The organism is Flavobacterium sp. KACC 22758 (assembly GCF_028736135.1).
GTDB classification, from domain to species: Bacteria; Bacteroidota; Bacteroidia; order Flavobacteriales; family Flavobacteriaceae; genus Flavobacterium; species Flavobacterium johnsoniae.
Genome location: NZ_CP117878.1, coordinates 3,105,264 through 3,131,707, shown reverse-complemented (window position 1 = coordinate 3,131,707; position 26,444 = coordinate 3,105,264). Strand labels below are relative to the sequence as shown.

The following is a 26,444-nucleotide window of genomic DNA, read 5'->3' as shown; positions in this document are numbered from 1 at the left end:
CATGAAAAAACAAACTATAATCGTTACCGGAGCAGCTTCGGGAATTGGAAAAGGAATCGCTAAATATTTTTTAGACAAAGGGGATAATGTTGTAATCAATTCGCTAACAGAAAGCGCATTAGAAAAAACGTTCAATGAATTTGGTGCAGGCGATAATCTGGCAAAATTTGCCGGAGATGTAAGCGACAAAAAAACAGGAGAACAACTGGTTAGAATTGCTTTAGAAAAATTTGGTTCTGTAGATGTATTAATCAATAATGCCGGAATTTTTGCCAGTAAACCATTTTTAGAAGTAGACGAGGCGTATTTAGATACCTTTCTAAAAACCAATTTAAAAGGAACTTATTTCACAACTCAATCTGTTATTCCGCAAATGCTTAAACAGCAGGGAGGCGTGGTAATTAATATCGGAACACCATTGGTAAATCATGGTTTAGGCGGATGGCCCGCTTCGGCACCTATTTCAAGTAAAGGAGCAATTCATGCCTTGACGATTCAGTTAGCGGCCGAATTTGGAAAACAAAATATTCGTGTCAATACCGTTGCTCCGGGTGTAATTCGTACGCCAATGCATGGTGACAATGCTGATCAGAGTGCCGGACTGCATTTATTAAACAGAGTAGGAGAGACCGATGATGTTTCTGAAATGGTTTACACTGTTGCCAAAAGTAATTTTATTACCGGAGCCATTATTAATGTTGACGGCGGAAAAGGTGCAGGACACAATTTAAATTAAATGAAAACGATTTTATTAACTGCTTTTATGCTCTGGAATTTTCAGGGCATAAAAGCTCAAAATACAATTAAAATGGAAAATCAAATAGAAATTCAGGCTATTACAGATGCCATAGAAAATTATTATTTTAAAGGCATTTATGAAGGTGATGAAATACTTTTAGGAAGTATTTTTCAACCCGGAACATTCCTGTTTGGGGATGTAAATGGGCAGCCTTATTTTAAAACAGTCGATTTGTATCTGGATGGTGTTAAAAACCGACAAAGTCCAAAGGATTCCGGTAAGCCGTTTAAAGGAGAAATTCTGCATATAAGCGTTGTAAATTCTATTGCTGTGGCCGAATTAAATGTTAAAATGTATGACTTTAATTATCGGGATTTTTTATCTTTCCATAAGATTAACGGCCGATGGCTGATTGTTAACAAAATGCTGACTGATACCAGCAGATAATTTAAATCTTGAAGCAATGTGGTACAATACAAAAGCTAAAGAACTCTTAGGAATTGATTATCCAATTTTACAAGGACCTTTTGGAGGCAATTTATCTACTGTAGAATTAACAGCTGCAGTTTCTAATGCAGGCGGATTAGGCGGTTATGGAGCTTATACAATGAGTCCGCAGGAAATTTTCGACATTGATAAACAGTTAAAAGCAGCCACAAATAAACCCTATAATATCAATCTTTTGGTTTCAGACCACGATATTACCGAAGGCGGTTTAACCGATGAACAGTTTGAGAAAACAAAAGCCGTTTTTAAACCGTATTATGATGAAGCTGGAATCGCACTTCCGGAAAAACCAGCTCCATTTCAATCTAGATTTGAAAATCAGCTGCAGGTTATTTTAGACGTTAAGCCAAAAGTTTTCAGTTTTATGTTTGGCGTTCCCTCAGATGATGTTTTAGAACAATGCCGAAGATCAGGAATTGTAACGGTTGGAGCAGCAACAACTCTTGATGAAGCTGTTTTTTTGGACAGCAAAGGCGTTGATATGATTATTGCTTCTGGTTTTGAAGCAGGCGGACATCGTCCTTCTTTTTTAGATAAATCTGAAGCTTCTTTAACCGGAACTTTTGTTCTATTGCAGTTAATGCGCGAAAAAATAAAAACACCCATAATTGCAGCCGGCGGCATTGCTGATGGAAAAGGAATTGCAGCAGCTTTAACTTTAGGAGCAAGTGCTGCCCAGATAGGAACCGCTTTTTTAGCTACAAACGAATCTAATGCACTGCCAATTCACAGAGAAATGCTGTTTTCTGATGCTGCAAAATACACCACACTTTCACGCGCTTACACAGGAAGACTCGGACGCGGGATTACAAGCCGGCTTGCTAAAGATATAATGGGAAAAGAATCAGATATTCTGCCTTTTCCATTACAGACTACTTTTATTGCTCCACTGCGAAAAGCAGCGCTGGATAAACAAAAATGGGATATGATATTATTTTGGGGCGGTCAGATTTCTCCAATTTTAAAACATACTAAAGCTTCTGTTTTGATGAATGCTTTGATTGAAGAAACTACAGCTTATTTTGATGGATTAAAATCATAATTCTAAATACAAACTCATTTCATAACCGAAATGAGTTTTTTTTATGTCTTATAAAAACAAGCTAATCAAGCATATTGGGATTGATGTATGAATTTCCATTATAAAATTGATGCATCTTTTAAGTTTATATTTTGGCATAATTAGTTTAAATACAGTGATTTATATTTTGTTGAATAACACTTTTTTAATAAAAATGAAAAAAACTTATCTTATACTTGACTAATTTGGTAGAATTAGTATATATTTGTATCACAGAAAAATTATATAATGATACTTATCCAGAAAGACTGAGGGAATAGGCCCAATGAAGTCTTAGCAACCTGTTGCCGAATAAGGTGCTAAATCCTTCCGCTATAAGCGGGCAGATAAGAAAGATTTCCTCAAAATCTGAATAAGTTCATCCATTAAAATTTATTAAAATGAAAACAGAATCAATTTTATACGCCGGTTATGAGCTTTTGAATATAATTTTAGAAGAAAATAGTCTGGCCGTTTTTCGAATGTAAAAACACGAATTCTCTCTTAAACCTTCTTTTTAAAATACAATCTGCTGATGGTTTTTTCATCGGCCTGAAACCCTTTTGTCTAATCTAAAAACTAAAAATAAAATGAAAAAAATACTATTAGGTTTTGCTTTGTTTCTTGGAGCTGTTCAAACTCAGGCTCAGGAAAGTAATTTACAATTAAAAGGAACTGTTGTCGATACCGTTGCACAATACGTTTACTTACAGAAATTTCACAATAAAATGTTTACCACAATAGATTCAGTAAAAGTAAAAGACGGAAATTTTAGTTTTAAAACAAAAGTAAAAACGCCTGAATTATACGGATTAAGTGTAAACACAGAAAGTTCGCCTTTGTATGTTTTCCTTGAAAAAGAACCAATTACAGTAAAGCTGAGTCCGAAGAAATATTATACAGCTTCTGTCGTTGAGGGTTCAGCTTCTCAGGATTTATTCGAAACCTATAAAAAGAGCAAAGATCCAGAAATCAGCAAATTTATAACTGAACATCCAAAATCTATTGTTTCTGCTTATGTCTTATACAGAAATTGGTCGTACAGATTAACACCTGAGCAGATTACACAAAATATTGCCCTGCTGGATAAAAGTCTTCAAAATACCACTTACGTGAAAGAATTAAAAGAACTGGCTGTTGTTTTAGACGGATTAGCAGTAGGTAAAAAAGCCCCAGATTTTACAGCCAATGATCCTAACGGAAAGCCAGTTCGTCTTTATGATAATTTAAAAGGTTACACTTTAGTCGATTTTTGGGCTTCATGGTGCGGTCCATGCCGAAGAGAAAATCCAAATATCGTAGCCGCTTACAAAGAATTTCATGACAAAGGATTCAATATTGTGGGAATCTCATTAGATAAAAAGAAAGAAAACTGGATTAAAGGAATTCAGGACGATAATTTAACCTGGACACATGTTTCTGATTTACTTTTCTGGAACAGTGCCGTTGCTAAATTGTACGGTGTAAGAGCTATTCCGGGAAACTATTTAGTAGATTCTAAAGGAATAATCGTAGCGAAAAATCTGCACGGAGAAGAATTACAATCTACACTTAAATCACTTTTAGTGCAGGCAAATTAATTTATTTAAACACATAGAAACATAGTTTTTCTTTATGTATAAAGGCGTTTCACTTGTTTTAATAAACATAGCTATGTGTGAAAATCCAGATTTTTTCAAATATCTATTATTTAGAATATAATCTATGTTTCTATGTTTTTAAAAAAGATTCAATCAATAATAAATTTAGTTAATTAAAATGATAAAGGAAATGAATGCTATTGAGCCAACAACAAAACCAACAGAGTCTGAATGTTACTTTTCTAAGTTTAGAGAAAATACAGTAGGAATTGATCATACTTTCGAATCGGTTTACGGAGAACAAAATCTGATATATGCTGACTGGGTTGCCAGTGGAAGGCTGTATATCCCGATCGAAGATATAATGCTCAACAAAATAGGTCCAATGATTGCCAATACGCATTCACTTTCAAGTCAAACAGGAAAAACGTCCACGTATGCGTATCAGTATGCAAGAGATATTATTAAAAAATCGGTTAACGCTAATGAATCAGATGTTTTGATAACAACCGGAAGCGGTATGACCGCTGCTTTATCGAAACTGCAGCGTATTATGGCTTTGCGAACAAAATCAGACCAGGACAGACCTGTCGTTTTTATCACGCACATGGAGCATCATTCCAATCAGGTTTCGTGGTATGAAACAAATGCCGAAGTTGTGATTTTACCGCCTGATGAAAATAATTTAGTTGATCCGAAGGTGCTTTCTGAGGAAATCAAAAAATATGCAGACAGAAGCTTAAAAATAGGTTCATTTACGGCCTGTTCGAATGTTACGGGAATTATTACGCCTTATCATGAATTAGCTAAAATCATGCACCAAAACGGCGGACTTTGTTTTGTAGATTTTGCAGCTTCGGCACCGTATGTCAAAATTGATATGCATCCAAAAGATCCAGAACAGCAATTAGATGCAATTTTCTTTTCGCCTCATAAATTTTTGGGCGGACCCGGAACCTGCGGTATTTTAGTTTTTAATGAAAAATTATATCAATCTGATTTTCCAGATAATCCAGGCGGGGGAAATGTAAAATGGACCAATCCATTAGGGAAATATTGTTACAGCGATGTAATAGAAGTGAGGGAAGATGGCGGGACTCCGGGGTTTCTGCAGGTTATAAGAACTGCTTTGGCTTTAGAATTAAAACAACAAATGGGAGTTGACAAAATCAAAAAGAGAGAAAAAGAACTGCTTGACCTTTGTTTTTCGAGACTTCAAAAAATACAGGGATTATCCATTTTAGGCGATTTAACCACAGAAAGAATTGGCTGTGTTTCTTTTGTAATCGAAGATATTCATTACAATTTAATTGTAAGACTTTTAAATGACCGTTTCGGAATTCAGGTTCGCGGCGGCTGGTCTTGCGCAAGTACCTATGCGCATTATTTGTTCAACATCAATGAAAAAAGATCGGCTGAAATTACAAATGAGTTGTTACAGCGAAATCAATCTAATAAACCGGGCTGGGTGCGTTTATCGCTGCATCCGATTATGACAAATGAAGCGCTTTTTTATATCTGTGATGCAATCGAGAAAATAGCTTCGAATTATAAAAAATGGCAGAAAGATTATGAATATAATCCGGTTTCAAATGAATTTGAAAATCCTGAAATAAAAGAAAATATAGCAGAAGAAGTAAACGAATGGTTTAAGTTAGTGTAAGTATAGTTAGTTAAGTTTTAAACCCGACAGGTTTTCAAAAACCTGTCGGGTTTATAATGAGTAATATTCCGTAGGAATATCTCGCTTGTAGAAAAATGGTATCGTTTTGTGTTATGTCCTGTAAGGACATTTGTTTGATTGAATTTGGCATTTACGTCATTCATCAAACGTTCCTATGGAACGTATAATCAAAATTCAATTTTTGTTCTACCGACCAAACATTCCCAACGGAATGTTTTTTTTAGAATTATTTAAGCGATTCGATAATCTTTTCCCGGTGTGCCAATCCCCAGTTAACTAAGGTTTCTGTAACCGGAAGTACCGATTTTCCATATTCGGTAATAGCATAAATTACGGTTGCGGGTTTGGTATCTTGTTCGGTTCTTGTAATAAGAAGATTAGTTTCAAGTTCTTTAAGTTCCTTGCTGAGCATTTTAGCCGAAATACCGTCAATTTCACGCTGCATTTTTTTAAAATGAATAACCTGATGAGTTCGGTTAGTTAAAAATCTTAGAATCATCAATTTCCATTTTCCGCCTAAAACGTCAAGACTGTCACGCATTGCCATAAGTTCTTCAGAACAATTGGCTTCCCGAAGTACTCCGTTATCATTAATTTTTGCCATACTAGTTTCTCTTTGGTAACCGGTTACCTTGGGTTAACCCATAACAAAAATAAAGTATTACAGCGATACTTTTGTAAACTAAAACGATAAAAATGAAAGCAGTTATATTACAGGAAAACCGAGAATTTAAGCTCGAAACAGTGGTAATTCCACAGCCAGAACCCAATCAGATTCAGGTAAAGATTGCAGCTTCAGGATTTAATCCAATTGATTATCAAATGACTGAAAATGAATCTGAAAGAAAACTGATTCATTCACCAATTCTGGGACGTGAATTTTCAGGAATAATTACAGCAATTGGTACAGAAGTAACAGAATTTAAAATTGGAGATGCCGTTTTCTGCGGTTCAGGCAGTATGGGATCTAATGGAACTTATGCCGAATACATTTGTGTTCCGGAAGGAATCGCAGTTAAAAAACCTCAAAATATTTCTTTTGCAGCAACAGCAGGAATTCCATCGGCAGGACTAACCGCATTACAATCATTTAAAAGAATGAACGCTTCTGCAGCTGATTCGATATTTATTACGGGTGCTGCCGGCGGAGTGGGAAATATGTTTATAAAACTTCTTACAGCTAATAATTTTAAAAAATTTTGGGTAACAGCCGGAAATGATGAAAGTATCTCTTCTTTGATAAACTTAGGAGTAAAGCGAGAGCAAATCGTCAATTATAAAAAAGAAGATGTATACGAAACTGCTCTTTCTTTAAACGAAAATAAAAAGTTCGATATCGTTGTGGATTTGGTTGGAAACAGTATTGCTGATATCGCTGCAAAACTTTTAAAAATAAACGGAACTTATATTGACGTCACAAATTTTTTAACGGCAGAATCCCGAAGTATTCTTTTTACTAAAGGCGCAGCTATTTACAATATTTCTAATTATGCATACGGAATTGAGAAACAATATGAATATTACAAAAATGGTTTAAGTGAGTTGAGTTATTTAATAGAAAATGGAATTATTAGTCCGCCAAATATTTCTGTAATTGGTGAACTAAATACAGAAACTGTCAATAAAGCGCTGGCTATTTTGCGTGAGAACAAAACATACGGAAGAAAATTAATAATGAAGATTAATAAAGAATGAAAACAATACCAAGAAGAATCGTAACGGGCTTACGAAACGGAAAATCAATTATCGAACAAGATGAAATCGTGAGCAATGTATCAGAGCATTTTCCGGGATTAATTATTTCTGATATCTGGTCAACTGATAGTACACCGGCTAAATTTGAAGAAAAAAGAATTGAAAATACCGCTTTTCCAAATACACCAAAAAACGGAAGTTATTTTCGGTATGTACAAATTCCGCCTGATAAAGATCTAGGAATTGAAGCGCCTAAAGGTCAGCCTCATCCGTTAATGCATCAAACTGATACTTTAGATTACATCGTCATTTTGGCAGGTGAGATTTATTTGATAGTTGATGAAGAAGAAACACTTTTACAAGCTGGAGATATCGTAATTCAGCGTGGTACAAATCATGCCTGGAGCAATCGTTCAGATTTGCCCTGCATTCAGTTAGCTGTTTTACTGGATGCAAAAAAGGAGTAATTAATTTCAAGGAATCGTTTTAGTAATCTACTATTTTGATAGGTTAATAAAAGTTTTGTACTTTTTACATAAAAATTAAAAATATCTGTTTAAATTTGCAACCGCAATGAGAAACAAGAACCAGAATTTGAATTATTATAGCTGTAGTATGATGTACTGTGCTATTGCTATGAAATTCACTGATCTGGCTTATATATAAAATAATACAATTTATTTCAAAAAGCCTTTCATGAAGATTTGAAAGGCTTTTTTGTTTTAAAACCTTGAATTTGAACAAATGATTGAATTAAAAAATGTTACCAAAATTTTTCATCAGAAAGACAGGATAGTTTCTGCTTTGGATGGTGTTTCGCTCACGGTGCCGCCAGGAAAAATCTTTGGTGTAATTGGAACTTCGGGAGCGGGGAAAAGTACTTTAATCCGTTGTGTCAATTTATTAGAGAGACCCACATCTGGAGAAATTATTGTAGACGGAAAGGCTTTAATGCAGCTTTCAAACGCTGAACTGGCGATTGAAAGAAGACAAATCGGGATGATTTTTCAGCATTTTAACCTGCTTTCTTCAAGAACTGTTTTTGAAAATGTGGCTTTTCCACTTGAATTAGTGGGAACTCCAAAAGCCGAAATTAAAACGCGCGTTTTAGAATTACTGCAATTAGTAGGTTTAGCAGAAAAAGCAAATGATTATCCGGCAAGTCTTTCGGGCGGACAAAAACAAAGAGTTGCCATTGCCAGAACTTTGGCTAATAATCCGAAAGTTTTATTGTGTGATGAAGCAACAAGTGCACTTGATCCGGCTACTACGCGTTCTATTTTGAATTTGCTGAAAGATATTAACCGTCGTTTAAATATCACGGTTTTATTAATTACGCACCAAATGGAAGTTGTAAAATCGATTTGTGATGAAGTTGCCGTTATCAGCCACGGAAAATTAATAGAGCAGGGAAGTGTAGGCGAAATTTTTGCTGACCCTAAACATGAGCTGACAAGAGAGTTTATTGCTTCGTCTCTTCATTTAGAAATTCCAAGCGTTTACGAAGAAAAATTACAGAAAGAAGATAACGGAACCTTAAATCCGTTATTAAAGCTTGAAATGACCGGAAAATCGGTTAATGAACCTGTTATTTCTGAGGTTTCAAGATTGTTTGATACCAATTTTAAAATTGTAAGTGCGCAAATGGATCAGGCTGGAGATGTAAATTTTGGCGTTATGCTGATTGAATTATCAGGAAAACGTGAAAACTACGATGCAGCAATTCAATATTTTATTTCAAAACACATTAAAACAGAAATTATAGGTTATGTCTGATTCACTTATTGACTTATTAGTAAAAGGAACCTGGGAAACCATTGTTATGACTTTTGTGTCGGGCTTTTTTGGTTTTCTAATCGGACTTCCAACGGGAGTTTTGCTTTTCCTTACCCGAAAAAATCAAATATTGGAACAAAAGGTTTTAAACAGAATTTTGTCTGTTGTGGTAAACGTTTTCCGTTCCATTCCGTTTATTATTTTAATCGTTTGGATGATTCCGTTTACACGCGCTATCGTGGGAACTTCGATTGGTGTAAGTGCAGCCTTAGTTCCGTTGAGCATTGGCGCCGCACCGTTTATTGCCCGTTTGGTTGAGAACAGTTTATTGGGACTTCCGTCAGGATTAATTGAAGCGGCAAGAGCTTTAGGTGCAACACCTTTCCAGATTGTATATAAAGTATTACTTCCAGAAGCTTTGCCTTCATTAATAAACGCAGCATCGATTACTTTGATTACTCTTGTTGGGTATTCTGCAATGGGCGGAGCAGTTGGCGCAGGAGGTTTAGGACAAGTAGGATATCAATATGGCTATATTGGTTATGATGCCTTAACAATGAATTCGGTTTTGGCTTTGCTGGTGCTATTAGTATTTCTTATACAATTTGCGGGAGATGCTTTATCAAAACGATTTGACCACAGATAATCATCAATTAATAATTAACAATTTACAATAAAAGATATGAAACGTAATATTTTAAAAACGGCTGGAGTTTTGGCTTTGGCACTTGTTTTATCAAACTGCGGGAAGAGCAAAAACAATGATCCGCATTTTATAAAAGTGGGAGTTGCTGCCGGACCAGAATTAAAAGTAGCAGAAGCTGCTAAAAAAGTTGCTAAAGAAAAATTTGGATTAGAAGTAGAATTGGTTTCTTTTAACGATTATGTAGTTCCAAATGAAGCTTTAAGTCAGGGTGATATTGATGCTAATGCATTTCAGCATAAACCTTATTTAGATGAGCAGTCTAAACAGCGCGGTTATAAACTTGCCATTATTGGTAATACATTTGTTTATCCAATTGCCGGATATTCTAAAAAAATCAAAAGCCTTTCTGAACTAAAAAATGAAAGCACTATTATTATTCCAAATGACCCAACAAACGGAGGTCGTTCGTTATTACTTTTACAGAAAAATGGTTTATTAAAACTGAAAGACGGCGTAGGTTTATTACCTAAAGTAACTGATATAGTAAGTAATCCTAAAAACTTAAAAATATTAGAATTAGAAGCACCTCAATTACCTCGCGCTTTAGACGATGCTAATGTTTCTATTGCGATTATCAACAATACTTTTGCTTCTCAGGCGGGATTGGTTCCGTCACGTGATGCTTTGTTTATTGAAGATAAAGAATCGCCTTATGTAAACTTAGTAGTAAGCCGCGAAGACAATAAAAACGAAGAAAAAGTAAAACAGTTTTTACAGGCTTTCCAATCTCCTGAAGTAGAAAAAGCTGCCGAGCATGAATTTAAAGGCGGTGCTGTAAAAGGGTGGTAGTTTTAATTATGAGTTCTTAATTATGAGTTATGAGTTAAGGCTTACTTATCACTGATTTTATAAAAATTTAAAAAGGCAGATGAATTGTTTCATCTGCCTTTTTTATTTGATAAAAAGCTGGCTTTAAATAAATATGAGCTATCTCGTTTTAAAAACTCATAATTCATAACTCATAACTTTTTTTAGAATCTTTTATATTCTACACCGTGCTTGTCGGCATAAGGCAAAAGTAAATCCATTACTTTTTTGTATTTTTTATCCAGTTCGATGCCTTTTGTATCATCAAGCTGTTTTGCTGCAAGATTGATTTCTTCCTCACTTTTTCCGTCGTCTATCATTTTGGCAATTTTTGGGAAATCGTTTGTTTGAACTTCCTGAGCATATTCAAATAATTCAATTCCGGCTTTTATAATCGGTTCTGTTTCATCGGTTTTGCTTAGGGCGTTAATTTTTTTGATGTCTTCTTTAAACGTGTTTCCGTAATAAAAATTAACTGCATCAACACAATTAGAAGAACGCATTGATTTTTTATCATCGGCAAGAGCTTGTAAACTTCCGTTTTGTTTCTGCTGATAGTATTCTTTAAATACACGCTCAAAGCTTTGCGGAATTTTATTGGCATTTAAACCAATTAGTTCAAAAACTCTGTTTGGAGAACTGTCTGTAAAAAAATTACATGAAAACAATAAGGTTGATACAAATACTAAGGCGAAGATTTTCTGGATTTTCATATATAAAAATAATTAAGATTGTACAGATTGAACAGATGCTGTCAGCTGGTTTAATTTTGCCAGAATATGTTTTTCATATTCGGCTTGTTTTTGATCGCTTTTTCTCCCTGAGCTGAAGTTTTCGCTGATGAAATAATTTTTAATAAAATGGCTTTTTCTGGCGCCTAAACTATAGTGCCAGCTTCCCATTTCGGAACTTACAAAGATAACAGCTTCTTCTAATTTCATGATTTTTTTATCAGGAAATAATGGTGACATTTTGTAAACCGCATTATTTCTGCTGTCAAAAGTATAGCGAATCTGGGCTCTGATATAAATATCATACAAACTATGCAGTACGCCATAAGCTAATAAAACGTAAAGAGAATAAAACCATACTTCGCCCAGTTTCTCTTCAAAAAAAGAAAGTACAATTGCCGCAGCGATAATACCAGCTAAAAACCACTGCGATATTTTTTGCAGTGGTTTAACAGGCTGGAATGAAAAAGAATGGGCAGATTCTGTTATATTATATTTTTCACGAATGTTCATTGCTGTTCAGTATTTCATCAATTTCATTGGCCAGATTTTGAATTTTTCTGCTGGTAAAAGCTTGTGCAATCATGACACATTTTTCCTTTCCGTCTTTTAAATAATAAGCATTCAGAGAAGTATTTGTAGTAAGCATATATTGCCTAATACGTACTAATTCGAAGTTTTGAAAATCTTGCAGCGGAATATGAACCGGCGGATTTATAAGACCAATTTTTGCTGTTATTTCTTTTTTGTCCATGTCAATACTCACGTGTTTCATCCAAATTGAAATAAAACAAAGAACAGCAAGAATGCCAAAAATCCAAAACATAATAGCTTCGTTGAGCCAAAGACCCGCAGCAGCAAAAGCCGCCATTCCAGCGCTCACCATAATGCCAAAACCATATTCTCGTTTCAGGGTATATTGACTGCCGTTTTTTTCAAAATATTTTAAATGCTTCATTGTCATTTATTGTATGGTTACACCATCTATAATTATCAGGCTGCAGTACAATGAAAAATAAGAGCTTGAATAATCTCCGGTAAGCTGATCGCTCAAACTGTCTAATTTAGCGCCCTTAAATTCAAATTTTCTAGTTGGTGTTTTTCCGTATGTATCGACCATTGTAATATGTCCGTCAAGACCGTTTTTACTGGTTGCAAAAGCGCGCAGTAAATTAATGTCCTGTTTTTCAAAATCCAGAGAGAAATAGTAGCTTCTGTTATCTGTTTTATCTTCAGGATCTTTATAATTGGCTCCTTTGGTAAATGAAACCGTAGCCGAACGCAAAGGAACTGTAATCGTTTTGTTTCCGTCTTTTATTGATATTTCAATTTTGGTGCGTTTATCATCGCTTTGCCCAAATGAAATTTGTGTTAGAAAACAAAAGCAGATTAACAGTAATGAAAGGATTTTCTTATTCATAATAAATTTGATTTTAAAATTATTTTATACAGCAAGATTACTTCATACCAAATCCATTAACAATTGCGAATTGGTAAATGGAGTGTTTAGATTTTTATTTGGTTAATTCTGAAATATATCAGGAATAATGCGGTTTTACAGCCTTAATTAAGAGGTTGTAAGTAAGAGTTTTATCCTTTAAAAACACAGGTAAATTGTTTGGTTTGTATAATGACAATTTGTACTTTGCCATCAATTACCACTAATTATGCTCCAAAAAATCACAATTGATCTTCAAAATTTCAGAAAACAAAAACGGCTTTTTTATGTTTTGTTTTTGGTTTTAACTGCTTTCAAAATTCAGGCACAAGATATTTCTCCTATCGAAAAAATAGCAGCAGAAGGATATGCCAAACGTTTTTCGGATACTGTTTCCTGTATAAAAATTCAGAAACAGGCACTTCATCTTGCACACAAGAATAAGAACAAGGAAGATGAAGTGATTAGTTATGCTTATCTGGCGCTTACCCAAAGACGATTGCTTCATTTAAAAGAGTTTATGCACTATGCAGATACGGCTTTTTATCTTTCGCAGCATATAACTAAAATAAGAGCAAAAGCCCATGCATCGGCCGCAATGGGATCTTTAAAATCTTATATTGAAGACAAACCTCAGGCGTTGAATTATTTATTAGAAGCTTATACATTATTTTCTAAAGTCAATGCGCACGATCAATGTGCTAAAATTGCTTCAGATATCTCGTATTTGTTTTCTCCCGCATCGCCAACAAAAGTCGAAAAATATGCCAGAGAAGCCCTTGCACATGCAGAAAAATCCGGCGATGCAGAAAGCCAATTGTATGCAAGGCTTGCTTTTGGCGGTTTTTTGGCAGATAACTTAGAAACCGGCGGGATTTTAGAATGGGATGCAGCGGTTAAGTTTTTTGAAGAAACAGTCGCTTTGGCGGAAAAAAATGCAGATAAAATTGTGAGTAAAAGCAATATTGGAATTGCTTATGTAAATCTGGCTGATCTTTATACAAAAGGACCAAAGCCTATAGATGAAAAAGCTTTTTTGTGGAATCTGCAAAAAGCAGAAAGTATTGCCAAAAAGTATAATGTGAAAATTATTCTGCGAAGTGCCATTGGACTCAAAGGATATTATTTTATGCAAAAGGGCGATTATATTAGGGCTGAACTTCTTTTTACAGAAGGCATTAATTATCAAAAAAGCCTGCCGTATACAGATAATTATCTTTTTACTGCTTTTTATAAAAGTTTAAAAGATGTTGCGGTAAAGAGAAAAGATTTTCAGGCGTATTACGGTTACGATACACTTTATTCAAAATATACACAGTTAAAATATAAGGAATCTACACAGGCGCTGCTTCAAAATGCTGATGCCCGTTATGAATCTTCTAAAAAAGCAGAAAGAATCAAACAGCTGGAACTGGAAAAAGAACTGGAGCAGAAGAATAAATTATTGGGTTACGGTATTGCGGGAGTATTGTTAATTGGTCTTGTTTTTATGTTTCGTTCGTATTATTACCGCCAGCGTTATTATCAAAACAGAGAAGATTTTCTAAAACAGGAACAGGTGCATAACGAACTTAAAATGCAGCTGATGGAAAAGGAAACCATCGAAAATCTGGCTGCGCGGTTGTCACTCGAAAGAAGGTTGCTGCGTTCGCAGATGGATCCGCATTTTATTTTTAACGCTTTGGGAAATATCCAAAGCATGATTTTACAAAAAGATACCATTCCTGCAGTTTCGTATTTAAATAAATTTGCCAAGCTCACAAGACAGGTTTTAGAGCAGTCGCGAAAAGAAACCATTTCGCTGGAAGAGGAAATCAATACTTTAAAAAATTATATCGAATTGCAGCAGCTTCGTTTAAATAATGGTTTTGATTATGTTATTGAATGTGACGAAAATGTTGAAACTGATCTTTTAATACCGCCTCTGCTGATTCAGCCGTTTATAGAAAATGCGGTCGAACATGGTTTAAAACCTCAGGAAAATAGTGTAAAAGGTTTGATCGAAATTTATTTTAAAGAAGATGAAGAACAGCACAGTTTAATTTGTACAATTAAGGACAACGGAATTGGATTAGCGGCTTCGCGAAAATTAAAAATAAACGATACGCATCAGTCGCTTTCGACAACTATTACTGACGAAAGGCTGTCTAAAATGCAGAAAGAAAACCCAAGTGCCGGATTTACGGTTAAGGAGCGTGATCCTGAAACTGACGGCCGCGGTTGTATAGTAATTCTAAATATCCCGATTTTATCATGATTTATAAAACGATAATTATTGAAGACGAACATCGATTAAGAGAAGCTTTGTCGATTATGCTCGAAATGGTTTCCGGCGATACAATTCAAATTGTAGGTTATGCTGAAAGTGTTACAGAAGCTGTAAAAATGGTTGACAGACTAAAACCTGATTTGGTTTTTATGGATATTATGCTGAAAGACGGAACTGGTTTTGATGTACTGCAGCAAATTTCATTTAATTCATTTCACCTGATATTTACAACGGCTTTTGAACAGCATGCTATTAATGCGTTTAAATACAGTGCTGTAGATTATCTCTTAAAACCAATTGATCCGCAGGAATTAAAAACTGCGATAGACCGCATTGCGATTCTGGAAGAAAGGGTTTTAGAAAAACAGCAGATTACAGAATTGCAGACCAATTTATCTAAAACACCGGACCGGCTTGTTCTGCCTACGCAGGAAGCAATGTATGTTGTAAAATTGGATCAGATTTTAAGATGTGAAACTTCGGGTTCGTATACAACGTTTTTTTTAACAGACGGCAGAAAAATAATGGTTTCTAAGCCTTTAAAGAATTATGAGGATATTCTGCTTCCGCCGATGTTTTTCAGGGTGCATCAATCGCATTTAATTAATGTCAATTCTATTTTGAGTTATTCGCGTGAAGGAATGGTACATATGAACGATAAATCGGTTGTGCCGATTTCGAGAGGAAAGAAAGAACAGTTTTTTAAATTAATGAAAGATGAAATTTAATTTCTGATAGTTCCTGACGGTTTATGTATTCAATTTATGCAAATACCAATTAAAAGTGACCAATGACAAAGTGCGGGTTTGGGAGCTGTTTTATTGTATCTATTTTTGACCTGTAACAAATAATAGAACCATGAACAATAAAACTTTATCAATCCTGAGCTATGTAACCATTATTGGCTGGATCGTAGCCTTTGTACAAAGCAAAGATGCATCACCAAAAAGTGATCTTGTAACGTATCACCTTAAACAAGGTTTCGGAATTTTTCTATTCTCATTAGTGGTGAATATTTTACTTTCTGTTGTAGTCTCAATTGTGCCTTCGCTTTATTTTTTAAGCTACATTGGTTATGTAATTTTCATTTTATGGATTTTCGGAATCATTAATGCGGCTAATGAGCAAAAGAAACCTATTCCTGTTATTGGGCAGTTGTTTGAAGGTAAATTTGGTTTCATTAACTAAACCTTCAATTTTACACTTTTAGCAGTGTTTTTTTATTTTTTTGGATAGTATTATTCTCTGTTAGGGAATACTAAAACAGATCAGTTTCTATTAGTTTAACTTGTAGTTTGTTATTGAGGTTACTGAGACGTTTAGAACGGCACGCAATGCTGACAATAATTCTGATTTGAAAAGAGACAGTTAAAAACTGTCTCTTTTTTTATGATTTAAATGCTGTTATACAGCAGGAAAATTTAAGGTTTCTATTTCTGATAAATTATCGTTGAATTTTACAAAACTGGCAGGAAATCCTGTTTTTATCTTTCCAATTTTATTTTCTAAACCTATGGCAGCTGCGACTCTTGATGTTGCCATTTTTAGGGCTTCATCTGCCGAAACATTTAAATGATTGTAAGCATTTTGTACAGCTTCAAGCATCGAGATTGTGGCACCGGCTAAGTTTCCGTCTTCGTTTCTGTAAAAACCGTTTTCTAAATGGGCATCAAAATTATCCCATTTAAAGTTTTCTACTTTGCGTCCCAGGAAAGTAGCGTCGCTTATTAAAAAGAATTTTTCCTGTTTGAGTTTGTAAGCCACTTTTGCGGCCGCATAATCGCAGTGTGCTCCGTCTAAAATTATGGGAGCATACACTTTTTCATTTTCAAAAACAGCACCAACCAAACCTGGTTCACGATGACCAAACTGTGTCATGGCGTTGAATAAATGGGTAACGAGATTAATTCCTTTTGAGAAATAATGCTGTGCTTCTTTATAACCCATTGTAGAATGTCCTGCAGAAATTGTTATACCGCTTTCCAGCAGCATATTTAATTGTTCATCAGTAAAACATTCCGGAGCAATGGTGATTACTTTTATAACGTCTTTTCCGTGTTTGATGATTTCTTCCAGTTCAGCATTTGTTGGTTTACGAACCTGATCTATGCTGTGCGCACCGCGTTTTAAAGGATTTAAGAATGGTCCTTCTAAATGCATTCCAATTACACCATTATTGTTTTTTTTAATGTAATTGCGGGTGGCTTCAATTCCTTGTAAAATGGTTTCTTTAGATGATGAAATTAAACAAGGCAAAACATGTGTTGTTCCGTATTTCAGACTTGAATCGTAAATATCCTGAATGGTTTCTTCGTTTGGAGTCTGGCTGAAATAATATTTTTCTCCTCCGTTTATCTGAATATCTATAAATCCGGCACCAATATGTTTTCCCTGCAGATCGATGGTTTTTATATCATTTGGAATTTCTTTTTGTACCGAAAGAATAGTTCCGTTTTCGATGATAATAACTCCATTATCAATTATTTCGTCACCAGTATGTATTATGGCATTAACAATTGCCTGTTTCATTGTAGTTGTATTTCTTATTTTTATTTGAAAGTGGATTTCCAGAATTACAAATGTATCAATATCATTCGTAAGTCATCTTATTTAAAAATAAAATAAAAAAAGCAGAACCTGTATAATTGAAATGTTTTAATGGGAGACGGATTATTTCCACGTTATATTAATAAATTTATGTTTGTAAATTCAGGTAAAATGACGTTAGGATGGGGTAGAGAGGGAATCTCAAATTTACATAAAGAAAGATGTAAGAAATTTATTTAGATGTTTCAAGTTATAAAATGCAACCATTTTTTTGTTTGGAACGCTGTATTTTGAGCAGAAAATCAATTTTGATAAAAAATAAGGGCAAAAATTAATTTGCCCTGTTTCTTTCTTCCTCATTTCCAAAATTGCTTTGTTTAGACTGGATTTTTTGATTTCCAAATTTATAGCTTAACGAAATTCTAAAACCTCTCGTATCGCTGTAGCTTTTTGCATTGGTTTTAATGCCGTTTGATTGGTAACTAATTAATGGTTTTTGTGCATTTAAAAGATCTTCGCCAACAATGGTAAACGCCAGTTTTTTATTTAAAGTGAGAACTTTAACCGAAACATCTAAAATATGTAAAGTCGAAATATTAAAAATCTGATAACGTCCCGGAAGCTGCAGCCCATAATTAAGACCCAAAAACAGAGTTTTGGTATGATTTATTGTAAAATCATTATTGGTATAAATATAGCCGTTATAACCTTCTATCGAATTGATAAAATCAGTTTTAGATTTTACATTTTGATGGTTCAGATTAAATCCTGTAAAACTGTTCCACCAAGACCATTTGTTGAAATTATAGGAAGTCGAAAATCCAATTTGATACGTATCAGCATAATTTAAAGGCGTACTTCTGGTCACGTTTGTAACGTAATCAATAATCGATAATTCCTGTCCGAAATCTGAAACCTGAGAAAAATAAACAGAATTTACCCATTTTTGGTTTCTAATAAACGAAAATTCGAAATTATCAATAATAGAAGGTTTCAAATACGGATTTCCTTCAGAGTAATAATACGGGCTTGTTTTAATAACAAACGGATTTAGATAATCAAAACCAGGTCTGCGGATTCTTCGGCTGTAATTCAGCGAAAAAGTATTGTTTTCATTCGGAACATACGTCACGTAAGCCGTTGGAAATAGTTTAATATAATTATTGGTATTCGTTTGGTTTAAATTTTCTGAGAAACCTTTTGTCTGTGTAGCTTCAAATCGCAGACCAATCTAGGATTTATTTTTTTACTTCCTGAAAAATACAAAGCCTGATTGTATTCTTTATAATTAAAAACATTCGACTGATTGGTATTTAAAACCGGATTTCCCGTTTCATTATCATACACCGCAAGATTGTTACTTGTGTTCGTATGAAATGCCTTTGCACCAAAACTAAGATTGGCCCAGACAGCAGGAAATGTAAAATCGACAGTGGCTGAATAATTGTTTATTTTATTAAGATTGCTGTTTGTAGAAGAAAAAAAACTGTTAGAAATAACATTCTTATCAGCACCTAATTCGCTGCCTGAAAAAAAGCGGTAATCGTCTTTTTGATAATTGAAATAATCAAGATCAACCGAAATATTTTTTCCTAAACTATCCAAAACAAAAGTATTATGAAGATTTACAGAATTCATTTTTGGAGTGTTTTCAGCTTTTACATCAGATGCGATATAAGAGCTTACAGCATCATCAGTATATATAGTCGTAAACGGATTATTAACAGAAACTCTATTATTAAAACTGCCCAGATAACTCATTCCTGCAGACCATTTAGTACTTAGTTTATAATCAATTCCTAAACTTAAACTCAATAAATCGTTTTTAGTTTTATTGGCAGTTTCCTGTTTCCATACTTCATTTGGATAATAAATTTTACTTTCAGAAGTTCTTAAAAGCTTTCCTGTTCCTTTGCTTATAGAAGTCTGTAGAGAAAGTTTATCCTGATTATAAGTAAATAATCCGTTGAGGTTGCCGCCTGCGTATGTTTTTTGTATGTACGAACTTCCAATATTAGCATTCCATGAATTTGCTTTTGCCGTTTTCAGCTTAATATTAATTAATCCGCTGCTGCCTTCAGCATCATATTTTGCCGGTGGGGTTGTTATCACTTCAATACTTTTAATATTATCTGACGGAATAGATTTAAGAAATGCGGCCAAATCTTCCTGAGGCATTTTTTGTAAACGATCGTCAATCATAACCAGGATTTCTCCCTTGCCTACAATCGAAATAACTTCATTTTGCACACGAACCGTTGGAGTTGCTTTTAGTGCGTCTAATGCAGTTCCGCCGGCAGCCGTTACCGAGTTTTCGACATTAAAAACAAGTCGGTCAACTTTTTGTTCAACCAGTTTTTTTCTTGATTGTATCGTCACACTTTCAAGCTGCACCGTTTCTTTAATTTCAATCAATCCAAAATCCATGTTTTGGTCAATTATAATTTCTTTGTTGAGGTATTCTGTTCCAAATTGTTCCAGTAACAGTTTGTAAGTTCCTTTTGCAGCTTTCATTTCAAAATTCCCTAAGCTGTCGGTAGAAACAGATACAAGTATTTTATTGTCTTTTAATAAACTCGTAATTACAAATTCGACAGCGGTTTTATTTTGATTTACTACTTTTCCTTTCAGTTCAAATTGCTGACCGAAAGAATTGATTTTAAACAGAAGAACAAACACTAAAAGAATAATTTTTTTCATGGGTTTTAAATTAATTACCCTGCAAAACTGTATCGAAAAAAGGCTCAAAACTACTTTTATCGACAAACCCCCGCGAATAATCTACAAACCCTGTTTTGGGCTTTTTTTTGAATGTATATCTTTGAAAAAAATTACAAAAACATGCATAAGGGAACATTGTCAAAAAAAGCAGAAATACTAATTCATATTGTCTACTGGTTTTTGATGGCCTATTTTACATTCATTAAAAACCCAATACGAGCAAGACTTTATGTACCGGATTTGTTTTTTATAACCTATCTGATTGTTTTTATCCTGACTTTCTATTTTCATTATTTCGCAGTAATGAAATTTGTTTTTAAGTCCTTTCAATGGAAAAGATTTTTTGCAGGCGTTCTCGTTTCTTATTTGTTTTTTACAGCTTTAAGATGGCTGATTGAGCAGGTTATAACTCATATTTTATTTCAAAGAATAAATTATACCAATACTGCATTTTTAAATTATATGTTCGATAATCTGCAGTACAGCAGTATGCCGATTATTTTGAGTTCCCTGCTTTGGTTTGTTATTTATTTTATTCGTCTTTTAGAGTACAACCAGATTATTTTGGAAGAAAACAAAAGCACGGAGATTAAATTTTTGAAAGCCCAGATAAATCCGCATTTTATTTTTAATACGCTCAATAATATTTATTCGATGGTTTATTTTCAGTCGGACAAATCGTTAACGGCGATCGAAAAACTGAGTCAGATTATGCGTTTTACGACTTACGAATCGCAGAAAGAAAAGATTAAATTATCAGATGAAATCGATTATATAAAAGCTTATATCGAGCTCGAACAACTAAGACATCAGGAAACTGCTTTTGTAGATTTGAAAACTGAAACCGAAAATGAGTTCGAAGAAATTCCGCCTTATATTTTATCACCTTTAATCGAAAATGCTTTAAAACACGGCAAAACTTCTACTGAAAATCCTATTGCAATTGATTTAAAAGTAAAAGATAAAAAACTCATTTTTAAAGTTCTAAATGATATTGGAACACAAAAAAAAGACAAACTGGGAGGCATTGGATTAGAAAACCTCAAAAAGCGATTAGAAATATATTATCCGCAAAAACATCAGATAACATTTACGAACCAAAACAATCAGTTTACAGCCGAACTTGAAATAGATTTAAAATGAAAAAAATAAATTGTATCATATTAGACGACGAACCTTTTGCAGTAAAATTACTGGCAGATTATGCCTCAAAAGTGCCAAGACTGAATGTTTTATATGCCGATTCTGATGTTTTTAAAGCCATTGAAATACTAAACAACGAATCTGTCGATTTGGTTTTTATTGATATCCAAATGCCGCAGTTAACAGGTTTAGAATTAATGCAGATGTTCAATCAAAAACACAATTTCATTATTACTTCGGCGTATCCGGAATATGCTTTAGATGTTTTTCAGTTCCATGTTATTGATTATCTGCTGAAACCCATTGTTTTTAATCGGTTTTATCAAAGCGTTGAGAAATTTATACGCTGGCAGGAAACCTTTCAAAATCTGGATTCAGAAGATTATTTATTTGTAAAAGCCGATAGAAAACACCACAAAATAGCGACAGATCATATTTTGTATATCGAAGGTTTAAAAGATTATATCCGAATTCATACTAAAGACGAAAAAATTATGGTTTTGGAAAATATGAAAGACATTTTAGAGAAACTGCCGTTAAATCAATTTGTGCGCATTCATCGTTCGTTTATTATTCCCAAAAACAAAATCAAGGTCATCGAAGGCAACCAGATTAAGATGACAAACGGGGAATTTCTGCCAATAGGCGAAACTTATAGAAAACTAATAAGTGACTGGTTAAGTTAAAAAGTAAAAAGCTCTCAAAATAATTGGGAGTTTTTTGTTTATAAACCTGATTTTCTTCTTAATAAATTACAGTTATGTTTTAATAAATCAAATGTTTTCAGAGGCTTTTCATGTGGGAACTATGTAAATTTTAAATGTAATTATTTCTATTTTATCGCTTCAGGCATAGTAAATTGAACTTTCAAACAACAATGCACGAATGATGAAAAAATTACGAATATCATTAATTAATATACACGGACTTTTAAAAGGGTCTGGTCTTGAAATAGGAAAGGATGCTGATAATGGCGGACAAACGAAATATGTGTATGAACTGGCCGAATTTTTATCACAGCATAAAGATGTAGAACATGTTCATTTATTTACAAGATTAATTGATGATCCTGCACTTTCGCCGGAATATGCAGTTCCTGTTGAAAAAGTTAATGACAAATTAGATATACGCCGAATTCCGTTTTTGGGAAAAAAATACAAACCAAAAGAACAATTATGGGAAGGACTTGACACTTTTGTAAATGGCGTTGTACAGCATATTAAAGCACATAATATTTTTCCCGACTGGATTCATTCGCATTATGGCGATGCCGGATATGCGGCTGCAGAATTATCTGCAGTTTTAAATATCCCTTTTGCACATACAGGACATTCGCTTGGTTTTTATAAAAAGAAAAAACTGCTCGAAAGCGGTCAAAGTGAAGAAGAACTTGAAAAAAAGTTTAAGTTTAAAGAAAGAATCGCTGCCGAAGAAAAAACATTAGAATTATCTGAATTTATTGTTACTTCGACAGAACAGGAAATAGAAACCTACAAAGTCTATAAAAACTTTGAACTGGGAAAATACCACGCTATTTCTCCCGGAATCGATACCAGAAAATTTGCTCCTTATTATTTTCAGGAAACTGATATTGACAAGCAAATGGAAGAAACCCAAAGAAAATACTGGGTTTCAGAAACCATTTCTAAATTCCTGACCAATCCGCATAAACCTTTTATTCTGGCGCTTTCGAGACCAGACCGTCATAAAAATCTTCATACGCTTATTGATGTTTATGGTAAAGACAAAGAATTGCAGAGTATTGCCAATCTGGTCATTTTTGCCGGAATCCGTAAAGACATAGCCAAAATGCCGGAATCTGAAAAAGACGTTCTAACCGATTTATTATTATTGATGGATAAATACGATTTGTACGGAAAAATGGCGATTCCAAAAAAACATGATGTCGAAAATGAAGTTTCAATTATCTATCGTTATGCCGCCGAAAAAAGAGGCGTATTTGTAAATCTGGCCTTGCATGAAAATTTTGGTTTAACCGTTATAGAATCGGCAAGTTCAGGGCTTCCGGTTGTAGTTACGAAGAATGGCGGGCCTTCAGAAATTATTCCGGTATGCCAGAACGGAGAATTGGTCGATCCGCAGGACGAAAATCAAATTAAAAAAGCCCTTCGAAATATTCTGACCGATGAAAATCAATGGAAATATTATTCGAATAATGGCGCTATAAACATTCAAAAGCATTACAGCTGGCTGAGCCACGTAAACCAATATGTAGAATTGGTCAACGAAAATTTATCCTTGTCGTCTGGTGCAGGAATAAAAAAACTGCATTATCCTAATATCAATGTAGATCGTTTAAAAAGGAAAATCGATCATTTATTGGTTTCGGATATTGACGGAACACTGATCGAACCCAAACTGAACAATCCGGGATTAAAGGAATTAAAAACACATCTTGTAAACCGTACAGAAAAAATGGCTTTTGCCATGGCTTCCGGCAGAAATCTAACGCTCGTAAAAAAAGTTATAGACGAAGAACAGTTTCCACTTCCTGATTTTATAATTTGTTCTGTTGGTACAGAGATTTATTATACAAACGGTAAAGACTACATTTTGGACAAAGGATGGGCAAAATTCCTGGCCGGACGTTGGAAAAGAGACGATATTGTCAATCGTCTAAAAGAGGTTAAATGGATTAAACTTCAGGAAGAAAATGCTCAGAATCCGTATAAGATTTCCTATTACTACGAAAAAGAACATTATGACCATGAAGAACTCATTCGGGTTCTGGGAACAGGCTGGTACAAAGTAAATATAATTCCGAGTCACGGTCAGTTTCTGGATTTTATTCCCAAAAGAGCTTCAAAAGGAAATGCCATAAAGTTTTTATGCCGTAAATGGGCTATTCCGCTAAGTAATGTAATTGCTGCCGGAGATTCAGGAAACGATATTGATATGTTTAGAGGTCCCGTAAAAGGTATTATAGTAGGAAACCGAAGCGCAGAACTGGCAGAATATGAAACAAGCAAAAGTATTTATGTTGCCCAAACCTTTGCTTCTGAAGGTATTTTAGAAGGATTAAAACATTATAAAATAATTAAATAATCATGTATGTGAAAAATGCTCCAGAGGAGCGAAATATATATTGATTAAAAATATGCCGCTCCGCTGGAGCTTTATGTACATGAAAATAAATTGTGCTATAAATATTATGCTCCTCTGGAGCTTTCATAGCAAATAAAAAAATAAGTAATAGACAACTTCCGAAGGTATTTGGAAGGGTTAAACATTATAAAATAATTAAATAATCATGTATGTGAAAAATGCTCCAGCGGAGCATAATATTTATAGCTATTTATAACAATTATGCACACCGTGATTTTAAGCTCCGGAGGAGCGAAATATATGGTTTAAAATATGCCGCTCCGCTAGAGCTTTATGTAAATGAAAATAAATTGTGCTATAAATATTATGCTCCTCCGGAGCTTTCACAGCAAATAAAATTATAAACAACCAATTAAATAAGTAATAAAAATGTATTCAGGATCAGGATTTAGCAACTGGGAAATAGGAGACGTTGATATATTTATAGACGAAAATGGTGTACATCATTTATTTCACCTGATTATTCCCAATCACGATTATATTGCCCACGCAGTATCAAAAGACGGACTTTCATGGAAAAGAGTAAAAAATGCTCTTTGGGTTGGAGAACCCGGTGAATGGGATGATGATATGTTGTGGACAATGCATGTGAGTAAAATATCAGGTGGAAAAGGATATGAAATGTATTATACCGGACTTAAACGTCAGGATAAAGGTATTGAACAGAAAATAGGAAGGGCGTTTTCTAAAGATTTAATTATCTGGAAAAAAGAAAACTTACACGGACTTCCTTTTAAAAGTGAAGCGCCGCATTACGAAAGCCCGTCAAATAATCCTCGTGAATGGATTAGTTTTCGAGATCCTTTTAAATACCATTATCAAGGAGAAGATTATTTATTGATTTGTGCCCGAAGCGCTTCTGGACCAACTTACAGACGCGGCTGTATTGGAGTTGCGAAGCTGGAAAAGGAAGGTTTTGTACTTCAAAAACCACTTCATATTCCGTATGTATATGATGATGTTGAATGTCCCTGCGTTGTCGAAATTAAAGGGTCGCATTATCTTTTGGGTTCCATTAGAGAAGATATTAAAGTGCGATATTGGATGGCTCCTGATTTTAAATCAGAGTATTGTGCTTTTCATAATAATGTATTGCTGCCACAAGGAAATTATGCTGCGCGGGTTGTAAAAGACGGTGACCACTTTTTAATTTATAATTTTTATTTTGCCGATGGAAATGTAAATACGCATCGTGTAATTCCGCCTCCAAAAGAATTGGATATAGATAAAAGCGGAAGGCTTCTTTTAAAAACCTATCATCATTGGAACAACTTATACCAGAAGACGATTTTGCAAAAAAATCTTCCGCAGCCAATGCCCATTTTAGGAAACCCAACTGCCGAATTTGAAATTGAGAATGAAAATAAATGGAGATTTGGATGCCGAAGCGGTTATGAAATTTACTGCTTCGAAAAACCATCGGTAGATTTTGTCTGGGAAGGAACACTTGCTGTAGAAGGAATGGGAAAAACCGGATTTGTAATTGAATGTGATAAAGAAGGAACAGGATATTATATTTCTATAGATTTTATGAACGGTTTTGTGCAGTTTAGAGCCTGGGGGTTTAATGAAAAAGATGTGAAGAACAATTTCATTTTTGAAAACATTCAGACCAATCAATTTGAAATTCACGAAACAAAACAAATTTATTTCAAGATAATCCGTTACGGAAACTATTACGAACTTTCGATTAACGAAATTGTAAAGCTGACTTTACTGGATTTTAAATACAGCGAAGGAAAAATAGGAATCTATGTTTGTTCTGCCGTAGTGGCCGTGACAGATTCACAAATTCACACGATTCCAGAACCCGAAAATGAATATGCAGCAACTGACCCTGATAAATATTTAAAAGATTATATGAGAATCACACAGATTCAGAATTAGGTTGTAAAACAAAAAACTCCCAATACAA

At 34.2% G+C, this 26,444-nt stretch carries 25 protein-coding genes and 1 riboswitch; of the genes, 17 read left to right on the top strand and 8 right to left on the bottom strand.

Features of this window, described 5'->3' with window-relative positions; translation table 11 throughout:
* The first annotated feature begins 1 nt into the window (after position 1).
* From PQ462_RS13430 to PQ462_RS13410, 5 genes are all read left to right on the top strand, one after another.
* Positions 2-736: an SDR family NAD(P)-dependent oxidoreductase gene (locus PQ462_RS13430; protein WP_274250337.1), complete on the top strand. Its 735-nt coding sequence runs from the start codon at positions 2-4 to the stop codon at positions 734-736.
* The gene (locus tag PQ462_RS13425) at positions 737-1,186 is read left to right on the top strand and encodes a nuclear transport factor 2 family protein (RefSeq protein ID WP_274250336.1); all 450 of its coding nucleotides are present in this window, start codon (positions 737-739) and stop codon (positions 1,184-1,186) included.
* 16 nt (positions 1,187-1,202) lie between these two features.
* The gene (locus PQ462_RS13420; RefSeq protein ID WP_274250335.1) at positions 1,203-2,288 is read left to right on the top strand and encodes an NAD(P)H-dependent flavin oxidoreductase; all 1,086 of its coding nucleotides are present in this window, start codon (positions 1,203-1,205) and stop codon (positions 2,286-2,288) included.
* Positions 2,289-2,559: 271 nt separating this feature from the next.
* A riboswitch (SAM riboswitch) is annotated at positions 2,560-2,660 on the top strand.
* Positions 2,661-2,896: 236 nt separating this feature from the next.
* Positions 2,897-3,886 carry a TlpA disulfide reductase family protein gene (locus tag PQ462_RS13415; protein ID WP_274250334.1) on the top strand — a complete coding sequence of 330 codons (990 nt, stop codon included), beginning with the start codon at positions 2,897-2,899 and terminating at the stop codon, positions 3,884-3,886.
* Between the two features lie 190 nt (positions 3,887-4,076).
* On the top strand, positions 4,077-5,549 hold the full coding sequence (locus tag PQ462_RS13410; RefSeq protein ID WP_274250333.1) for an aminotransferase class V-fold PLP-dependent enzyme: 1,473 nt from the start codon (positions 4,077-4,079) through the stop codon (positions 5,547-5,549).
* A 247-nt stretch (positions 5,550-5,796) separates the two neighbouring features.
* Here PQ462_RS13410 and PQ462_RS13405 read toward each other — a convergent pair whose 3' ends face one another.
* The gene (locus tag PQ462_RS13405; RefSeq protein ID WP_012025965.1) at positions 5,797-6,174 is read right to left on the bottom strand and encodes a winged helix-turn-helix transcriptional regulator; all 378 of its coding nucleotides are present in this window, start codon (positions 6,172-6,174) and stop codon (positions 5,797-5,799) included.
* A 92-nt stretch (positions 6,175-6,266) separates the two neighbouring features.
* Here PQ462_RS13405 and PQ462_RS13400 point away from each other — a divergent pair, with 92 nt between their 5' ends.
* From PQ462_RS13400 to metQ, 5 genes are all read left to right on the top strand, one after another.
* Positions 6,267-7,265, top strand: a complete 999-nt coding sequence (locus PQ462_RS13400; RefSeq protein WP_274250332.1) for an NADP-dependent oxidoreductase — start codon at positions 6,267-6,269, stop codon at positions 7,263-7,265.
* Positions 7,262-7,732: a cupin domain-containing protein gene (locus tag PQ462_RS13395; RefSeq protein ID WP_274250331.1), complete on the top strand. Its 471-nt coding sequence runs from the start codon at positions 7,262-7,264 to the stop codon at positions 7,730-7,732. The genes PQ462_RS13400 and PQ462_RS13395 overlap by 4 nt, the downstream gene beginning before the upstream one ends.
* Before the next feature lie 277 nt (positions 7,733-8,009).
* Entirely contained in the window at positions 8,010-9,041 is a 1,032-nt protein-coding gene (metN, locus tag PQ462_RS13390) for a methionine ABC transporter ATP-binding protein MetN (protein ID WP_274250330.1), read from the top strand.
* Positions 9,034-9,687 carry a methionine ABC transporter permease MetI gene (locus tag PQ462_RS13385; RefSeq protein WP_012025961.1) on the top strand — a complete coding sequence of 218 codons (654 nt, stop codon included), beginning with the start codon at positions 9,034-9,036 and terminating at the stop codon, positions 9,685-9,687. Before metN ends, PQ462_RS13385 begins: the two co-directional genes overlap by 8 nt.
* A gap of 36 nt (positions 9,688-9,723) precedes the next feature.
* Positions 9,724-10,536: a methionine ABC transporter substrate-binding lipoprotein MetQ gene (gene metQ, locus PQ462_RS13380; protein ID WP_274250329.1), complete on the top strand. Its 813-nt coding sequence runs from the start codon at positions 9,724-9,726 to the stop codon at positions 10,534-10,536.
* A 182-nt stretch (positions 10,537-10,718) separates the two neighbouring features.
* On the opposite strand, the gene PQ462_RS13375 is transcribed toward metQ, so the two are convergent.
* Genes PQ462_RS13375 through PQ462_RS13360 form a run of 4 tightly spaced genes read right to left on the bottom strand, consistent with a single transcriptional unit; the run spans position 10,719 to position 12,705 of the window.
* Entirely contained in the window at positions 10,719-11,267 is a 549-nt protein-coding gene (locus PQ462_RS13375; protein WP_274250328.1) for a hypothetical protein, read from the bottom strand.
* Positions 11,268-11,279: 12 nt separating this feature from the next.
* Positions 11,280-11,798, bottom strand: coding sequence for a hypothetical protein (locus PQ462_RS13370; protein WP_274250327.1), 519 nt, complete (start codon positions 11,796-11,798; stop codon positions 11,280-11,282).
* On the bottom strand, positions 11,785-12,243 hold the full coding sequence (locus tag PQ462_RS13365; protein WP_274250326.1) for a hypothetical protein: 459 nt from the start codon (positions 12,241-12,243) through the stop codon (positions 11,785-11,787). Before PQ462_RS13365 ends, PQ462_RS13370 begins: the two co-directional genes overlap by 14 nt.
* A gap of 6 nt (positions 12,244-12,249) precedes the next feature.
* Positions 12,250-12,705, bottom strand: a complete 456-nt coding sequence (locus PQ462_RS13360; RefSeq protein WP_274250325.1) for a hypothetical protein — start codon at positions 12,703-12,705, stop codon at positions 12,250-12,252.
* 247 nt (positions 12,706-12,952) lie between these two features.
* On the opposite strand from PQ462_RS13360, the gene PQ462_RS13355 reads away from it, so the two are divergent.
* From PQ462_RS13355 to PQ462_RS13345, 3 genes are all read left to right on the top strand, one after another.
* Positions 12,953-14,980: a sensor histidine kinase gene (locus tag PQ462_RS13355; RefSeq protein ID WP_274250324.1), complete on the top strand. Its 2,028-nt coding sequence runs from the start codon at positions 12,953-12,955 to the stop codon at positions 14,978-14,980.
* Positions 14,977-15,720, top strand: coding sequence for a LytR/AlgR family response regulator transcription factor (locus tag PQ462_RS13350; RefSeq protein ID WP_274250323.1), 744 nt, complete (start codon positions 14,977-14,979; stop codon positions 15,718-15,720). The genes PQ462_RS13355 and PQ462_RS13350 overlap by 4 nt, the downstream gene beginning before the upstream one ends.
* A gap of 130 nt (positions 15,721-15,850) precedes the next feature.
* Positions 15,851-16,180 (top strand): hypothetical protein, encoded by a 330-nt coding sequence (locus tag PQ462_RS13345; protein WP_012025951.1) that lies wholly within the window; start codon positions 15,851-15,853, stop codon positions 16,178-16,180.
* Between the two features lie 216 nt (positions 16,181-16,396).
* Here PQ462_RS13345 and nagA read toward each other — a convergent pair whose 3' ends face one another.
* From nagA to PQ462_RS13330, 3 genes are all read right to left on the bottom strand, one after another.
* Positions 16,397-17,521 carry an N-acetylglucosamine-6-phosphate deacetylase gene (gene nagA / locus PQ462_RS13340; RefSeq protein WP_274250322.1) on the bottom strand — a complete coding sequence of 375 codons (1,125 nt, stop codon included), beginning with the start codon at positions 17,519-17,521 and terminating at the stop codon, positions 16,397-16,399.
* Between the two features lie 349 nt (positions 17,522-17,870).
* Complete coding sequence (locus tag PQ462_RS13335) at positions 17,871-18,764, bottom strand: outer membrane beta-barrel family protein (protein ID WP_274253723.1); 894 nt, start codon at positions 18,762-18,764, stop codon at positions 17,871-17,873.
* Positions 18,719-20,239, bottom strand: a complete 1,521-nt coding sequence (locus tag PQ462_RS13330; RefSeq protein ID WP_274250321.1) for a TonB-dependent receptor plug domain-containing protein — start codon at positions 20,237-20,239, stop codon at positions 18,719-18,721. Before PQ462_RS13330 ends, PQ462_RS13335 begins: the two co-directional genes overlap by 46 nt.
* Positions 20,240-20,380: 141 nt before the next feature.
* Between PQ462_RS13330 and PQ462_RS13325 the strand changes: the two genes are divergently transcribed.
* From PQ462_RS13325 to PQ462_RS13310, 4 genes are all read left to right on the top strand, one after another.
* Positions 20,381-21,403 carry a sensor histidine kinase gene (locus tag PQ462_RS13325; RefSeq protein ID WP_149206992.1) on the top strand — a complete coding sequence of 341 codons (1,023 nt, stop codon included), beginning with the start codon at positions 20,381-20,383 and terminating at the stop codon, positions 21,401-21,403.
* Positions 21,400-22,089: a LytR/AlgR family response regulator transcription factor gene (locus tag PQ462_RS13320; RefSeq protein WP_012025944.1), complete on the top strand. Its 690-nt coding sequence runs from the start codon at positions 21,400-21,402 to the stop codon at positions 22,087-22,089. Before PQ462_RS13325 ends, PQ462_RS13320 begins: the two co-directional genes overlap by 4 nt.
* Before the next feature lie 199 nt (positions 22,090-22,288).
* Positions 22,289-24,469: an HAD-IIB family hydrolase gene (locus PQ462_RS13315; RefSeq protein ID WP_274250320.1), complete on the top strand. Its 2,181-nt coding sequence runs from the start codon at positions 22,289-22,291 to the stop codon at positions 24,467-24,469.
* 429 nt (positions 24,470-24,898) lie between these two features.
* Positions 24,899-26,416 (top strand): glycosyl hydrolase family 32, encoded by a 1,518-nt coding sequence (locus tag PQ462_RS13310; RefSeq protein ID WP_274250319.1) that lies wholly within the window; start codon positions 24,899-24,901, stop codon positions 26,414-26,416.
* Positions 26,417-26,444 lie beyond the last annotated feature (28 nt).

Bases quoted from the DNA above. Each gene is read 5' to 3' on its own strand.
- PQ462_RS13430 (WP_274250337.1), top strand. From the start codon at position 2: ATGAAAAAACAAACTATAATCGTTACCGGAGCAGCTTCGGGAATTGGA.
- PQ462_RS13425 (WP_274250336.1), top strand. From the start codon at position 737: ATGAAAACGATTTTATTAACTGCTTTTATGCTCTGGAATTTTCAGGGC.
- PQ462_RS13420 (WP_274250335.1), top strand. From the start codon at position 1,203: ATGTGGTACAATACAAAAGCTAAAGAACTCTTAGGAATTGATTATCCA.
- PQ462_RS13415 (WP_274250334.1), top strand. From the start codon at position 2,897: ATGAAAAAAATACTATTAGGTTTTGCTTTGTTTCTTGGAGCTGTTCAA.
- PQ462_RS13410 (WP_274250333.1), top strand. From the start codon at position 4,077: ATGAATGCTATTGAGCCAACAACAAAACCAACAGAGTCTGAATGTTAC.
- PQ462_RS13405 (WP_012025965.1), bottom strand. From the start codon at position 6,174: ATGGCAAAAATTAATGATAACGGAGTACTTCGGGAAGCCAATTGTTCT.
- PQ462_RS13400 (WP_274250332.1), top strand. From the start codon at position 6,267: ATGAAAGCAGTTATATTACAGGAAAACCGAGAATTTAAGCTCGAAACA.
- PQ462_RS13395 (WP_274250331.1), top strand. From the start codon at position 7,262: ATGAAAACAATACCAAGAAGAATCGTAACGGGCTTACGAAACGGAAAA.
- metN (WP_274250330.1), top strand. From the start codon at position 8,010: ATGATTGAATTAAAAAATGTTACCAAAATTTTTCATCAGAAAGACAGG.
- PQ462_RS13385 (WP_012025961.1), top strand. From the start codon at position 9,034: ATGTCTGATTCACTTATTGACTTATTAGTAAAAGGAACCTGGGAAACC.
- metQ (WP_274250329.1), top strand. From the start codon at position 9,724: ATGAAACGTAATATTTTAAAAACGGCTGGAGTTTTGGCTTTGGCACTT.
- PQ462_RS13375 (WP_274250328.1), bottom strand. From the start codon at position 11,267: ATGAAAATCCAGAAAATCTTCGCCTTAGTATTTGTATCAACCTTATTG.
- PQ462_RS13370 (WP_274250327.1), bottom strand. From the start codon at position 11,798: ATGAACATTCGTGAAAAATATAATATAACAGAATCTGCCCATTCTTTT.
- PQ462_RS13365 (WP_274250326.1), bottom strand. From the start codon at position 12,243: ATGAAGCATTTAAAATATTTTGAAAAAAACGGCAGTCAATATACCCTG.
- PQ462_RS13360 (WP_274250325.1), bottom strand. From the start codon at position 12,705: ATGAATAAGAAAATCCTTTCATTACTGTTAATCTGCTTTTGTTTTCTA.
- PQ462_RS13355 (WP_274250324.1), top strand. From the start codon at position 12,953: ATGCTCCAAAAAATCACAATTGATCTTCAAAATTTCAGAAAACAAAAA.
- PQ462_RS13350 (WP_274250323.1), top strand. From the start codon at position 14,977: ATGATTTATAAAACGATAATTATTGAAGACGAACATCGATTAAGAGAA.
- PQ462_RS13345 (WP_012025951.1), top strand. From the start codon at position 15,851: ATGAACAATAAAACTTTATCAATCCTGAGCTATGTAACCATTATTGGC.
- nagA (WP_274250322.1), bottom strand. From the start codon at position 17,521: ATGAAACAGGCAATTGTTAATGCCATAATACATACTGGTGACGAAATA.
- PQ462_RS13330 (WP_274250321.1), bottom strand. From the start codon at position 20,239: ATGAAAAAAATTATTCTTTTAGTGTTTGTTCTTCTGTTTAAAATCAAT.
- PQ462_RS13325 (WP_149206992.1), top strand. From the start codon at position 20,381: ATGCATAAGGGAACATTGTCAAAAAAAGCAGAAATACTAATTCATATT.
- PQ462_RS13320 (WP_012025944.1), top strand. From the start codon at position 21,400: ATGAAAAAAATAAATTGTATCATATTAGACGACGAACCTTTTGCAGTA.
- PQ462_RS13315 (WP_274250320.1), top strand. From the start codon at position 22,289: ATGATGAAAAAATTACGAATATCATTAATTAATATACACGGACTTTTA.
- PQ462_RS13310 (WP_274250319.1), top strand. From the start codon at position 24,899: ATGTATTCAGGATCAGGATTTAGCAACTGGGAAATAGGAGACGTTGAT.